This is a genomic window from Pseudoalteromonas sp. J2K-J031 (assembly GCF_058197095.2).
This window is the reverse complement of record NZ_CM200279.1, coordinates 586733-600120: the sequence shown is the minus strand read 5'-3', so window position 1 is coordinate 600120 and position 13388 is coordinate 586733. Positions and strand designations below refer to the sequence as shown.

11 protein-coding genes are annotated in these 13388 nt (G+C 40.4%); 2 read left to right on the top strand and 9 right to left on the bottom strand.

From position 1 onward, the window contains the following. Position 1: 1 nt before the first annotated feature. The 4 genes from phoU to AC3KZC_RS02705 form a co-directional block, all read right to left on the bottom strand. Positions 2 to 709, bottom strand: coding sequence for a phosphate signaling complex protein PhoU (phoU, locus tag AC3KZC_RS02720; RefSeq protein ID WP_490578151.1), 708 nt, complete (start codon positions 707 to 709; stop codon positions 2 to 4). Positions 710 to 818: 109 nt separating this feature from the next. Beyond that, the gene (pstB, locus tag AC3KZC_RS02715) at positions 819 to 1646 is read right to left on the bottom strand and encodes a phosphate ABC transporter ATP-binding protein PstB (RefSeq protein WP_490578152.1); all 828 of its coding nucleotides are present in this window, start codon (positions 1644 to 1646) and stop codon (positions 819 to 821) included. A 32-nt stretch (positions 1647 to 1678) separates the two neighbouring features. Beyond that, entirely contained in the window at positions 1679 to 3325 is a 1647-nt protein-coding gene (gene pstA, locus AC3KZC_RS02710) for a phosphate ABC transporter permease PstA (protein ID WP_490578153.1), read from the bottom strand. 15 nt (positions 3326 to 3340) lie between these two features. Then, positions 3341 to 5575 carry an ABC transporter permease subunit gene (locus AC3KZC_RS02705; RefSeq protein ID WP_490578154.1) on the bottom strand — a complete coding sequence of 745 codons (2235 nt, stop codon included), beginning with the start codon at positions 5573 to 5575 and terminating at the stop codon, positions 3341 to 3343. A gap of 304 nt (positions 5576 to 5879) precedes the next feature. Between AC3KZC_RS02705 and AC3KZC_RS02700 the strand changes: the two genes are divergently transcribed. Beyond that, positions 5880 to 6386, top strand: coding sequence for a glycine cleavage system transcriptional repressor (locus AC3KZC_RS02700; protein ID WP_490578155.1), 507 nt, complete (start codon positions 5880 to 5882; stop codon positions 6384 to 6386). A 77-nt stretch (positions 6387 to 6463) separates the two neighbouring features. On the opposite strand, the gene panP is transcribed toward AC3KZC_RS02700, so the two are convergent. Then, complete coding sequence (gene panP, locus AC3KZC_RS02695) at positions 6464 to 8092, bottom strand: pyridoxal-dependent aspartate 1-decarboxylase PanP (RefSeq protein WP_490578156.1); 1629 nt, start codon at positions 8090 to 8092, stop codon at positions 6464 to 6466. A 338-nt stretch (positions 8093 to 8430) separates the two neighbouring features. Between panP and AC3KZC_RS02690 the strand changes: the two genes are divergently transcribed. Continuing rightward, positions 8431 to 10326 (top strand): EAL domain-containing protein, encoded by a 1896-nt coding sequence (locus AC3KZC_RS02690; protein ID WP_490578157.1) that lies wholly within the window; start codon positions 8431 to 8433, stop codon positions 10324 to 10326. Positions 10327 to 10395: 69 nt separating this feature from the next. Here AC3KZC_RS02690 and trmB read toward each other — a convergent pair whose 3' ends face one another. From trmB to AC3KZC_RS02670, 4 genes are read right to left on the bottom strand one after another with little or no spacing between them, the layout of a single operon-like run. Further along, positions 10396 to 11061: a tRNA (guanine(46)-N(7))-methyltransferase TrmB gene (gene trmB, locus AC3KZC_RS02685; protein ID WP_490578205.1), complete on the bottom strand. Its 666-nt coding sequence runs from the start codon at positions 11059 to 11061 to the stop codon at positions 10396 to 10398. After that, on the bottom strand, positions 11061 to 11828 hold the full coding sequence (locus AC3KZC_RS02680; RefSeq protein ID WP_490578158.1) for an ABC transporter permease: 768 nt from the start codon (positions 11826 to 11828) through the stop codon (positions 11061 to 11063). The genes trmB and AC3KZC_RS02680 overlap by 1 nt, the downstream gene beginning before the upstream one ends. Further along, positions 11828 to 12763 carry an ABC transporter ATP-binding protein gene (locus tag AC3KZC_RS02675; RefSeq protein ID WP_490578159.1) on the bottom strand — a complete coding sequence of 312 codons (936 nt, stop codon included), beginning with the start codon at positions 12761 to 12763 and terminating at the stop codon, positions 11828 to 11830. The genes AC3KZC_RS02680 and AC3KZC_RS02675 overlap by 1 nt, the downstream gene beginning before the upstream one ends. Beyond that, positions 12760 to 13383: a flavin prenyltransferase UbiX gene (locus AC3KZC_RS02670; RefSeq protein WP_490578160.1), complete on the bottom strand. Its 624-nt coding sequence runs from the start codon at positions 13381 to 13383 to the stop codon at positions 12760 to 12762. Before AC3KZC_RS02670 ends, AC3KZC_RS02675 begins: the two co-directional genes overlap by 4 nt. Positions 13384 to 13388 lie beyond the last annotated feature (5 nt).

The window sequence follows — 13388 nt, the reverse complement described above, 5'->3', positions numbered from 1 at the left end:
GTTAGCCGAGTAAATCCTTTTCGATATCGGCTTGCGATACATGTCGTATATCTTTGCCTTTAACAAAGTAGATAACGTATTCAGAGATATTTTGACAGCGATCACCGATACGCTCGAGTGAGCGCACCGACCAAATCAAATTCATTATTTTAGGTATAGAACGCGGATCTTCCATCATATAGGTCATGATCTGGCGAGTTAGCGCTTCGTATTCACGATCTACTTTGGCATCTTCTTTATGGACAATAAAAGCACTATTAACATCCATACGAGCAAACGCATCAAGCACATCGTGTAGCATTTTTGATACATGGCGACCCATATTATCGATGTTTACTAATAAATCTTGCTGATCATTCGTAAATGAATCTAATGCTACTTTTGCAATACGACGCACTTCATCACCAATACGCTCTAAATCAGCGATAGTTTTCGCTATGGCCACCACTAAACGTAAATCACTGGCGGCAGGCTGGCGCTTAGCGATAATACGAGTACATTCTTCATCAATGCTGACTTCCATCGCATTAACTTTAATATCATCTTCTTGTACTTTTCGGGCTAAGTCTGCATCGTTATTGAGTACAGCATCAAGAGCCGAATTTAATTGCTGCTCAACTAAACCACCCATGCTCAGTACGTGATTGCGGACATTTTCAAGCTCTTGGTTAAAGTTACCTGATATGTGCCTATTAATATTATGTTCCATTTACAACTCTCATTAAAATTGTCTGCTTTCCATCATACCGATTAAGCTTATTTATGAAGCTTAATGCGTGGAGTCAACTACTTAAATAGTGTAGCGCTTTAGGCCTATTTTAGCCGTAGCGACCGGTAATATAATCTTCGGTTTTTTTCTTTTTTGGTGTAGTGAAAAGTGTATTGGTATCTGAATATTCAATCAACTCACCCATATACATAAATGCTGTTTGATCAGAGACTCGCGCTGCTTGCTGCATGTTATGCGTTACAATCACTACGGTGTACTTATCTTTTAAGTCATTAATTAACTCTTCAATCACCAATGTTGAGATTGGGTCAAGCGCAGAAGTGGGTTCATCGAGTAATAAGACCTCAGGCTCAATCGCAATTGAGCGGGCAATCACTAAACGCTGCTGCTGACCACCGGATAAACCAAAGGCACTGTCGTGCAAACGGTCTTTTACTTCATCCCAAATCGCAGCCCCACGAAGTGATTTTTCAACCACTTCATCTAATTGACGTTTATCTTTAATCCCTTGTAAGCGCAAACCGTACACCACATTTTCATAGATTGATTTTGGAAATGGGTTAGGGCGCTGAAATACCATGCCAACATTACGGCGAAGTGCCGCTACATCAACACGTTTATCATAAATATTTTCACCTTGAAGCAGAATTTCACCTTCAATTCGGCAATTATCAACCAAATCATTCATGCGGTTAATACAACGCAACAAGGTGGATTTACCACAACCTGATGGACCGATAAATGCGGTTACTTGGCCTTTAGGGATCATCATAGATACTTTATTGAGTGCTTGTTTATCACCATAAAAAAGATCTAAATTCTTAATTTGTAATGCCATTTGCTCTGGTGTCAGGTTTTCTAGGTCTAATTTTAAGCTAGATGCCGACTGAGTAACATGGGGTGCAACTGTAATCATTATTTAATACCTGTTTCAAATTTGATACTAGCTTAGTGCTCAAGCGCTCTAAACTTTTCGCGTAAATGGTTACGAATACCGATAGCCGTTATATTCAATGCAATAATCACTGAGACCAGTAAAAAAGCGGTCGCGTAAACCAATGGACGCGCAGCTTCAACGTTTGGACTTTGAAAGCCCACATCGTAAATATGAAAACCTAAGTGCATAAATTTACGGTCTACGTGAATAAATGGAAAATTCATATCGACTGGCAAAGTAGGCGCCATTTTGACCACCCCCACGAGCATTAACGGTGCAACCTCGCCGGCCGCACGCGCTACTGCTAGAATTAAACCCGTCATAATAGCAGGGCTTGCCATAGGAACAATAATACGCCACAAGGTTTCCGCTTGTGTAGCACCTAAAGCAAGTGAACCATGGCGCACCGCACTTGGAATACGAGATAAGCCTTCTTCTGTCGATACAATAACCACAGGTAAAGTTAAAATAGCGAGCGTTAGCGCAGACCAAATCACCCCTGGCGTACCAAAGGTTGGGCCTGGTAATGCCTCTGGATAAAACAATTGGTCAATACTGCCACCGAGCATATAAACAAAAAAACCTAAGCCAAATACACCATATACAATCGATGGTACACCGGCGAGGTTAATCACTGCGATGCGGATCATTTTTGTTACCGCATTTTTTGCCGCATACTCATGTAAGTAAATCGCAGCTACAACACCAAATGGCGTAACAATGACTGCCATTAGCATTACCATGAATACTGTACCAAAAATAGCAGGAAATACCCCGCCTTCAGTATTAGCTTCACGCGGATCATCCGATACAAACTTACCGAGTTGCACAAAATAATGGCCAAGCTTAGCAAACAAGCTCATATCATTTGGAAATGTAACATCGAGTACTTGATAAAGCGGTATGGTAACAAGTTCATCGCGCATATCACGCACAATAACTTGATCACGATTCGCCTGCGCACGCAACGCAAACAACTGTTTTTCAAGTACAGCATATTCTTGCGCTAGGCGCTCACGCTCTGCTTTAAACTCTGCTATACGCTCTGGTGTTAATTCATCTTTAAGCTCTAATGAACGCTCTTTTAAGCGCATACGTTCAAGCTCATAATTGATATGGCCAATGTCGCCGTTTTGTAAATCAAGGGCTTCATCGTTTAACGCAACAGCACGCTCTACTAGTTCTGCAAGCTTGTCATTAACATCGGTTGTAACAACCTGACCTTGCTCAACCACGCTTTCAACATAACCGTAAAAATTACCATTTTTACTGCGCTCAAACATCCCCAAACCTGCAGGCGTTGTTTGTTTCATTATGTCGCTGCTCAGTAACCAGCGAAAATCTAAATCTACGTACTCACGGTTACCTGTTTTAATTAAAACACGCTCGATTGTTTCTTCTGTATGACCTTTTAAGTCAATTCCAGCCTCAACTAAACGCGATGTTGGCACTTGCTCACGGTCATAAATTTCACCGATAACTTTGCTAGCACCCGCCGCTGATTCTAATTCAAACTGGTACACGGGTGATGGCCAAAAAAAGCTTAAACCACGCCATGCAATTAAAACTAACAACCCCAATACCGAGATTAAACTGATACTGACCGCGCCACCTGTCATCCAGATCCACGGAGAACCTGACTTAAACCATAACTTCATTGTCATGCCTCCTAATTACAGTGAACTATATTTTTCACGCAATTGCTGACGAACAAACTCTGCAATTGTGTTGAAAACGAAAGTGAAAATAAACAAGACAAACGCCGCTAAAAACAAGATACGGTAGTGAGTACTACCCACTTCTGATTCTGGCATTTCAACTGCAATATTTGCCGCCAAAGTACGCATTCCTTGGAAAATACTCCAATCCATAATCGGCGTATTTCCCGTTGCCATCAGTACAATCATGGTTTCACCTACTGCACGACCTAATCCCATCATAATGGCTGAGAAAATACCTGGGCTTGCAGTAAGTAAAACAACGCGTACTAAGGTTTGCCACTGGGTTGCACCTAATGCAAGTGAACCATTAGATAAATGCTTAGGCACACTAAACACCGCATCTTCAGCAATAGAAAAAATAGTTGGAATAACCGCAAACCCCATCGCAACACCTACAACTAAAGAGTTACGTTGATCGAACGTTAAACCTAATTCGTTAGTTAAAAATTTACGAACATTGCCACCAAACATCCAAATTTCAATCGTAGGGCTGACAGCAAATGAAGCAAAACCAACTAATAACACCACAGGAATAAGTAAAATTGAATGCGACCCTTCAGGCACAACATGACGCACTTTTTCAGGTAACTTAGTCCAACCATAAGCGGTTAATAACATGCTTAATGGTAAGGCAATTAATAGCACGATAACCGCAGGCAAATGCTCTTCAAAAATAGGCGCTAACCAAAGGCCCGCTAAAAAGCCTAAAATTACCGTCGGTAATGCTTCCATAATTTCAACTGTCGGCTTAACCACTTTACGCAAAGCAGGTGACATAAAATAAGCAGTATAAATAGCTGCAGAAAGCGCAATTGGAACTGCAAATAACATGGCATAAAATGCTGCTTTTAAAGTACCAAATGAGATGGGCACTAATGAGAATTTAGATTCAAAGTCATCACTTGCAGAAGTAGACTGCCAAACATAACCAGGCTCTGGGTAACCTTCATACCACACTTCTTGCCACAACGATGACCAAGTGACCTCAGGATGCTCATTAGTAATATCAATAATACTAACCGTTTTACCCGCCACTAAAATCGCTGCATTTGAACGAGGCGACATGGCGTAATGACTAATTTTTTCGCTAGCAATATTGCCCTGCCACAGAGTTGCTTGGCTGGTAGTGTAATAAATACCTAAGTCACCCGTTTTATTTACGGTGAAGAAACTACGACGGTAATATTCAGGATAAATACCCACAATGTTTTTATCTTGCGTCGCAAATGAACGCACTTTTTTAAACTCGCGACCTGCGTCAGTGTTCACTTCAAACCACTGAGATACTTCACCATTATCACTAGCAAGCATTAATGAGTTAGCGCCAGCAAGTAAACTTGATGTCACTAAATTCGCATTTTCAGCATTAGCCGCTAAAACCTGAATAAGCTCAATGTCATCTGAATTACGGGTATTGAATATGTATATTTGGTTAGCTGAGCGCACAAATGCACGAGAATTATCCGGCGATAATAATAATTCATCGATCCTACCATCGACTTCAAGCTCGTTATAAACAGGCACCCATTCTAATTCGCCAGACATAAAGTTTTCTTCAGCCATAAAACGAGTAAAAACGACTCGACGGTCTGCAGTTAACGCAAGCACTGCAATGCTTTCATCTGTGCGACTAAAAGCAAATGATTTTAGTGCTTGCTCTTTTTCATCTACTTGAAAAAGCGTCTCTCCTGCAGGATAGCTAATTTCAGGGGTAATAACTCGCTTATTGCCCGGAAAAGTCACTCTAAAAGAAGGCTTTAAGATAGCAACTTGACCATCGTCAAAACCATAGGCGTACAACCCTAAATGAGGAGCCGATTTGGCAAAGCTAACAGGTGTTTTATTCACATCAAGAGCAACGCTGCTTAACTTAACACCCAGCTCAGTACCCTTAACCTGATAAAATGAAACTTCGCCCGATGCCATCAATACATAAGCTATTTCAGTTTGCTCTTCGACGCCAAGCGCTGAAACCTTACCTTCTTCTTGAAGCGTAAACTCGCCGCGCTTATGCACCTCAGCAGATTCAAAAATCGGCTGAACAACATAGAGCAAGTAAAAAAAGATCATCAACAAAGCAATTAATACCATGACTCCACCAGCTGAAATGCTGAAATGGGCAAGTTTATCCTTTATCAGACGGCTTCGATCCGTATGAAAACTGGATTTTGGCGGATTGGAAGTCATCAAACTATCCTTTAGCGTTAAAATTGGCTGCATTATATTTCGTAAAGATGACAATAATGTTACATCGATTAGGAAATATTGCGATTTAATGACATTAACATGACAGTCCGGTATCGCCCAAAAAGGCATTTTTATACTCTGAAAAAGCACAAAAAAATTGTTCGTCATCAAGTTTTAAGCCCTTTTTATTATATTTTATGCCTTTTTTTAGTTCCTTTTTCCTTGGACAACCGATCAATTAGTGCTAATACTGTATTTGCTAAATAACAATAATTATCCCATCCATTCTTACAGAGTAAATTTTATGAAGCAGTTAGTATTAACCTTAATTGGCGAGGACAAACCTGGCCTAGTCGAACAACTCTCAGCTATCATTTTACAAAACAATGGCAACTGGCTTGCGAGTAACTTAAGCCATCTTTGTGGTCATTTTGCCGGTATTCTTCAAGTTGAAGTACCAGAAACCCACCTTCAAGATTTAACAAAATCATTACAAGCATTTAAATGCCTTGATATTAAGATTGAGCAAGGAACTCACAAAGTTGCAGATACCAGCAATCACTTAAACTTTGTTATTACCGGAAACGACCGCCCAGGTATAGTGCAAGAGCTTTCAAGCATTATTCGCCATAAAGGCGCGAGTATTGTGCACTTTACGTCAAAACAGCAAAGCGCGCCTAACTGGGGTGTACCTTTATTTAATGCGGTTGCAACCGTTGAGTTACCAAAAGGCATAGACAAAAATGAAGTAGTGCGAGCGCTTGAGTCGCTCACAGCCGATGTTATTGTTGATGTTGAAACCGAAATTTAACCATTTTATAGCTGCCTTTTACGCAATAAAAAAGAGTCGCTAGACTCTTTTTTATTGCGTAAAAGGTAACAAAAATACTAATTTAAATATTTTTGTAGGTACTTTTTAAAGATAGGATCTGACTGCGCCAACTCTTTTTGTTCTGCCAAAATATTTTGCAAAATAGTCTCAGATGTCAGCGGGTTTGCTAATACAACCCTAAAAACAACCGTAGGTAACTTTTGATACTGTAACGGTGTTAAACGAGTACGGGACACAAATGAGCGACCTGATTCACGTTGGCGTTTTTGCATGCTGGCCGTAAAACGGTTAAGTGCAATATAAATGTCCATGCGTGTTTCTTCATCTGCTGTTTTTAGCAGCGTCTGAATTTTTTCAGGCACATAACGATAGGTAAGCAAACATAATTCAGGTTCAGATATGAGCTCAAAATCAGGCTCACTCTTAATTAAATCAGCAAAGTAGCGCGCCTTTTTTAAGCTTTTATCAATTAACATTTCATAGCCTTTACGGCTAATCACGTTTAAACAGGCATGAACCAGCATCGCCATACCAGGGCGACTGCCCTCTAAAGTATGACTTCCTAAATCTTTCGAGCCTTTACGCAAGATATATTCGGCGTGATGCTCTATGGCATTTGACGCTTCAGGGTCTTTAAATAACACGATTCCCGCGCCCATCGGCACATACATTTGTTTGTGTGCATCAATGGTAATCGAATCAGCACGCTCAACGCCCGCCAGTAAATGACGGTAATTATTCGATAATAACGTTGCCCCACCCCATGCAGCATCAATATGAAAATGACAATTAAGCTCTTGGGCTAAATCAGCCATGTCATTTAATGGGTCGATATTACCCGTTTCAGTAGTACCAGCAACGCCCACTATCGCCATCACTTTAATGCCTTTTGCTGTAAGCTCGTGCGCTTTGGCACGCATGGCTGCAACATTAACCTTGTTATTTTCATCGGTTTCAATGGCAACAAAGTTTTTACGGCCAATCCCTAATACATCGGCAGCTTTTCCAAGTGAATAGTGGCCACGCTCAGACACCAGCACAGCTAAACCTTTATAACCGTAATGCAACATCGCAGCAATTAAACCATCACTGGCAATGCCATTAAAATCACCTTCAGCTTTTAATAGGCGGTTACGGGCAATCCACAGCGCTGAAATATTGGCCACTGTACCGCCAGAACAAAATGCACCAAGGGCATTTTTAGCGCTGTGCATCCATTTTTGATAAAAGCCTTCATTTTGGCCATACACTAAATGGTGCATCATCCCCAAAACCTGACGTTCAAGAGGGGTAAATGCTTTAGATGTTTCAATTTTCACTAGGTTTTGATTTAGACCGACCATTAATTTGGATAAGGGCAAAACAAAGTGAGGTAAAGCAGAGGTCATGTGGCCAATAAAGCTTGGCGCAGCCGTATGAACCGAATGGGCAACAACTTGCTCCATAATCTGCTGTGCATGATCTGAAACAAATGTCGGTTCTTCAGGGATCTGTGCTACTTGGAAATCTTTCTCAATTTCATGTAATGGTTTTTCTATAGCCGCTATATTTTCATTCAGAAAGCCTGCTAAATTACTCGATATTTCGCGCTCAATTCTCGCTAATGTAGAACCAGGCGCTTCCGGTACGGTAAAAATACGCATTAAGCTTTCTTCTGAGGCGACGGCACAACGCTTTGTTTCCATCTTTACTACCCAGTGACCCAAAATGTTAACTTTGGATTGCCAAACAAATTGCCGCTAACTGTAATAGATATGACATGAAAAGTCTTCTTTTATACCAAAAAAGGCCTATTCCACTTAACTAACACATATTATACGAACCCACATCGGTGCTGGATTCATTTATTAATCGTATGTTTTTGTTAAGCTAATTAATCCAATAGAACGCAAAGCACCTGCAGCACTGATTGAAAAACAATCAAGTTAAAAGCATAAAAAGCCATTGGCATTACCCGCTAACATCGCTATGCTCTTTTTCTTGTTCCTAATTTACCTCTACTTTTGTATTGCAAAGGCTTTGAATGACACATCGACATGCACATTTTGGTTGGTTAATTGCGGGTTTTATCACATTTATTATTAGTTTAAGTGGTTATGTATATTACAGCTATCAGCACACCTACAATGAAATCATGAACGCGGTCGATAATAAATTATTAGATGCAGCCTTAAGTGTGCAATACATTTTAGGCGAAACATATCATGACAATATCACCTCTAGCGCACATATCAGCCTCGAAAATTACCTAGCAAAAAGCAAGCAACTGTCTGACTTTGCTAAAAAACTAAAACTAGAATATGTCTACGCAATGATTTTAAAAGACGGTCAAGTACATTTCACCGCCTCAAGTTATACCGATAAAGACATTGAGCTACAAAAAATAACCTACTTTTACGATCTTTATTCTGAAGCAACCAAAACCAATCGCTCAGCCTTTTTCTCAACCGAACCTGTATTTGAATATTCAAGTGATCAGTGGGGGAATTTTAAAACCATTTTTGTACCTTTTACCGCCAGTGACGGACAAATTTATCTTACTGGGGCCGATATTACGATCACCGATTTAAATGAGCGCCTAACAGCGAGTATTAGCCAAGCCATTATTACCAGCTGTTTTTTCTTTTTTATTGCAGTGTTAGTTGCCGCAATTTACATCCACTTAGTTAAACGCAGCTTAGGCACCGACAGTGCGACCGGTTTTGCCAATCACATTGCATTAGAAAATGAATTGCGCAATAACAAGCAACTTCATTTAGTAATGGCAATTATTTGGGTTAACGACCTTGAAGAGATTAATAGTTTTTATGGCAGCCCCATTGGCGATAAAGTAATGAAATGCTTAATGACTCGCTTAACTGAACTCTCTAACAACCAATATAAAATTTATCGACTCTCCACCAACAAAATAGCTCTACTAGGTAATCATCTGTCTCATGTTGCAAAGATTGAGCAACTAATAACGCAATTTAACCTTAATACGCCAGTGCTTAAAGACCCTTTTATTTATGTCACGCTCTGCTCCGGTATCGCACAAGGTAACAAAGCGCTTTTAGTTGAGAATGCGCACATTGCAGCAGCGCAGGCCAAGCAAAGCCGTGATTGTATCGTGCGTTATTGCGACTCAATGCATCAAGTAAAAAGCCAGTATCTCAACAATGTTAAAATCGCCAAGGAAGTACGCGAAGCCTTTAATAATCAATTATTAATCCCGTATTTCCAACCAATCATGTGTTTAATCAATAATAAAGTGAGCCAATACGAGTGCTTAGCCCGTATCCAAAATTTAAACGAACACATTTTAGAACCGAAAGATTTCTTAACAGTCGTCAATCGCAGTCGAATGGATGGGCAACTAACACGCTTAATGTTCAGCCAATGTGCTGAGTTATTTCGCCGCACACAAATTCATTGGAGTATCAATTTAACCGCACAAGACATGCTTGACCCAAGCTTAGCGTGTTATTTAGAAGATGAGTTAAAGCGCTACCCTAACCCAAGCCATATCACTTTTGAGTTACTTGAGACGGAAGCGGTCGCCAACTTCGCTGAAGTAAAAGCGTTTATTGATCTAGTGCGCGCTCAAGGCGTAAAAGTGATGATCGATGATTTTGGCACTGGTTACTCGAATATATCGAATATTTTAAAACTCAATGTCGATGGTATAAAACTAGACGGTTCATTAGTAAAACAAATTGCCACCGATCACGATGTCTTTTTATTTATTGAACACATTGCCAGCTTTACCAAGCAGGTCAATTTGCAACTTATTGCTGAAGCGGTCGAAAACAAAATGATTTTAGATACCTTGGTCAAAGCCGGTGTGCAATTTGTGCAAGGTTATTATTTTGCACAGCCCAGTGCCGTTGTGCCCAAAGACACGTCACTCAAACTAATTCACAATAAGCTAACGGTCTAAAAGAAAAAAGGCATTTCAACCCTTTGATGTGTTTGAAATACCTATACTTAAACGTCACATCGGATGATGTTATAGATCAATCACTAAGCGATAGCTTTGTTGGCCACTAGCCCAATACTTTCGCTCAAAAGGTGTGATTGCATCTTGCGCTTGATAGACAGTCACTTGTGTTAAGTGCCCTGTTAAACTCAATGCGTGAGCAAATTCTTGTACATAAACATCCCAATTACTGCGCACTTCTAATCGCCCACCGATCGCCACTATAGTTGGAAATATCGCTGCGCCATGCCAACGACGTTGCAAATGTTTGCTTTTAGGCCAAGGATTTGGATAAAACAAATAGTGATGGCTTGGCTGCCAGCGAGCTTGTTCAACTAAACGCCAAAAATCATTTAAATCGGCCTGCACTAAAATATAGTGACCCGTATCAGATTGTTTATATTCAACATCATGTTTATCTAAACGATGTGCTGATTTATCAATCCCAATCACTAATGCATCGGGATGAAGCTTTGCCAAATTAGCGGTACTTTCACCGACACCACAGCACGAATCCAAAATAATCGGGCCATTAAATGCCTGTACTTTTGCATTGACTTCATCAAAGGCAGCCTGAGTGTGCGCTGCAATTGGTTTTTTAAACTCACTCTTTAAATGACGTAGTACCACCTCATCGAGTTTCTCATGTATTCCGGTTTGATTAGTGGTAATACTTCGAGAATTCGCTTTTCCTATCAATGTCTTAACCCCACACCTTTTTTAATTAAGCTCAGTGCTGTAAAAAATAAAATCACAATAAAACCAACTAATACAGCTAAAGCCACTGTTAAATCAACATCACTGACGCCTAAAAAGCCAAAGCGAAATGCATTTACCATATAAATAATAGGATTGATTTGCGATACGGTTTGCCATACTTCTGGCAGTAATGTTATCGAATAAAAAACACCTCCTAGATACGTGAGTGGCGTTAAAACAAAAGTAGGAATAATACTAATGTCATCAAAGCTATTAGCATAAATAGCGTTGATCAAACCACCAAGAGAAAACACCGCTGAAGTCAGCATCACGGTAAAAATAATCACCGCTAAATTGTGGATCTGAATATCGACAAAAAACAATGAAACCAAAGTTACAATTAACCCTACCAACATCCCACGAGCCATACCGCCGCCAACATAACCGAGCACTATGATGTAATTGGGCACTGGGGCTATTAGTAATTCTTCTATATTTTTTTGAAACTTGGTCGAATAAAAGCTCGATGCCACATTTGAATAAGAATTTGTGATCACCGACATCATAATTAAACCCGGAACAATAAATTCCATGTAACTAAAGCCGCCCATTTCACCAATACGCGAACCAATTAAGTTACCAAAAATCACAAAATACAAGGTCATGGTGATCGCAGGCGGTACTAAGGTTTGGATCCAGATCCGTAAAAAGCGAATGCATTCGCGGATCCAAATACTTTTTAACGCAATAAAATAGTTCGACATTATTGAGCTCCCTTTTTACCGGCTTCAGGCTGATTTAATAACCCAACAAACAACTCTTCTAAACGATTGGCTTTATTACGCATACTGAGTACTTGCTGTCCTTGCGCACTGAGCTGGGCGAAAACATCGTTTAAGCCTTGGGACTTTTGTACTTCAACTTCAATACTGCGCTCATCAAGCACTTTTAAGCTATAACCATTGAGCTGCACATCACGAGTCTCGCCCGCTAAATCAAGTACAAAAGTTTCTTTATCTAGCTGGCTAAGTAAACGCTTCATGCTGGTATTTTCAACGATCACGCCCTTATCGATAATGGCGATGTTTTTACACAGCAACTCAGCTTCTTCTAAATAATGCGTGGTTAAAATGATGGTGACGCCTTGTTGGTTTATTTCTTTTAAAAATTCCCACATAGAGCGACGTAGTTCGATATCTACACCTGCAGTTGGTTCATCTAAAATCAGCAATTTAGGTTCATGCATTAACGCACGCGCTATCATTAGGCGGCGTTTCATACCACCGGATAACGAACGAGCTTGATGATCTTTTTTATCAATTAAGCCTAATTTTGCTAAGTACTTGTCGGCACGAAGGTAAGCTTCTTTGCGAGGCACACCATAATAACCGGCTTGATTTACTAAAATTTGGCTTAAGGTTTCAAATTGGCTGAAATTAAACTCTTGTGGTACCAATCCTAAGCACGACTTAGCCGCGTCAAGGTCTGTATCTAGGTCATGGCCAAATACCCTAACTTGCCCTGCGGTTTTAGTGACTAACGATGAAATCACACCTATGGTAGTCGATTTCCCCGCACCATTTGGCCCAAGTAGCGCAAAAAAATCGCCTTGTTTTACTTCAAGATCAATCTGTTTAACCGCTTTAACCCCATTTTTATAGGTTTTTTCTAATCCACTGATACTGAGTGCTATTGTCATTGTTGTTCTCCGTAGCCCCAACGTTGCATCAACTGATGCGTTATACCAAGGTGATCTAAAATCCTTGCCACCATAAAATCCACAAGGTCATCAATGCGCTGTGGATTGTGATAAAACCCCGGTGCCGCTGGCATAATCGTGACGCCAATTTTGGCTAGTTTAAGCATGTTTTCTAAATGAATTTCACTAAATGGTGTTTCACGCGGCACTAAAATAAGCTGGCCTTTTTCTTTAATTACCACATCTGCGGCACGTTCAAGTAAGTTATCGGATGCCCCCATAGCAATTGCCGATACGGTGCCTGCGCTGCAAGGACACACGACCATTTTTTTCGGCGCGGCTGAGCCTGACGCAACAGGCGAAAACCAATTTTCTTTACCAAATACTTTAAGCTGCGAAGGGGCTGCTGAAAAACGCGCACTTAATTGTTCAGTAGCTTTATCTTCATTAGCCGACAGTTTTACATTTGATTCAACGTCTAACACCACTCGGGCGGCAGAGCTTATCAAGACATAAACCTGATGGCCTTGCGCAATCAATACTTCAAGTAGTCTCAAACCATAAGGCGCTCCCGATGCACCACTAAAGGCGAGGGTAATGGTTGATTTAAACTCACTCATGATTT

What these genes read in the sequence shown, in the direction of transcription:
- AC3KZC_RS02700 (WP_490578155.1), top strand. Translation starts at nt 5,880, where the DNA reads ATGAAGCAGTTAGTATTAACCTTAATTGGCGAGGACAAACCTGGCCTA.
- AC3KZC_RS02690 (WP_490578157.1), top strand. Translation starts at nt 8,431, where the DNA reads ATGACACATCGACATGCACATTTTGGTTGGTTAATTGCGGGTTTTATC.
- pstB (WP_490578152.1), bottom strand. Translation starts at nt 1,646, where the DNA reads ATGATTACAGTTGCACCCCATGTTACTCAGTCGGCATCTAGCTTAAAA.
- phoU (WP_490578151.1), bottom strand. Translation starts at nt 709, where the DNA reads ATGGAACATAATATTAATAGGCACATATCAGGTAACTTTAACCAAGAG.
- AC3KZC_RS02670 (WP_490578160.1), bottom strand. Translation starts at nt 13,383, where the DNA reads ATGAGTGAGTTTAAATCAACCATTACCCTCGCCTTTAGTGGTGCATCG.
- AC3KZC_RS02675 (WP_490578159.1), bottom strand. Translation starts at nt 12,763, where the DNA reads ATGACAATAGCACTCAGTATCAGTGGATTAGAAAAAACCTATAAAAAT.
- AC3KZC_RS02680 (WP_490578158.1), bottom strand. Translation starts at nt 11,828, where the DNA reads ATGTCGAACTATTTTATTGCGTTAAAAAGTATTTGGATCCGCGAATGC.
- AC3KZC_RS02705 (WP_490578154.1), bottom strand. Translation starts at nt 5,575, where the DNA reads ATGACTTCCAATCCGCCAAAATCCAGTTTTCATACGGATCGAAGCCGT.
- panP (WP_490578156.1), bottom strand. Translation starts at nt 8,092, where the DNA reads ATGGAAACAAAGCGTTGTGCCGTCGCCTCAGAAGAAAGCTTAATGCGT.
- pstA (WP_490578153.1), bottom strand. Translation starts at nt 3,325, where the DNA reads ATGAAGTTATGGTTTAAGTCAGGTTCTCCGTGGATCTGGATGACAGGT.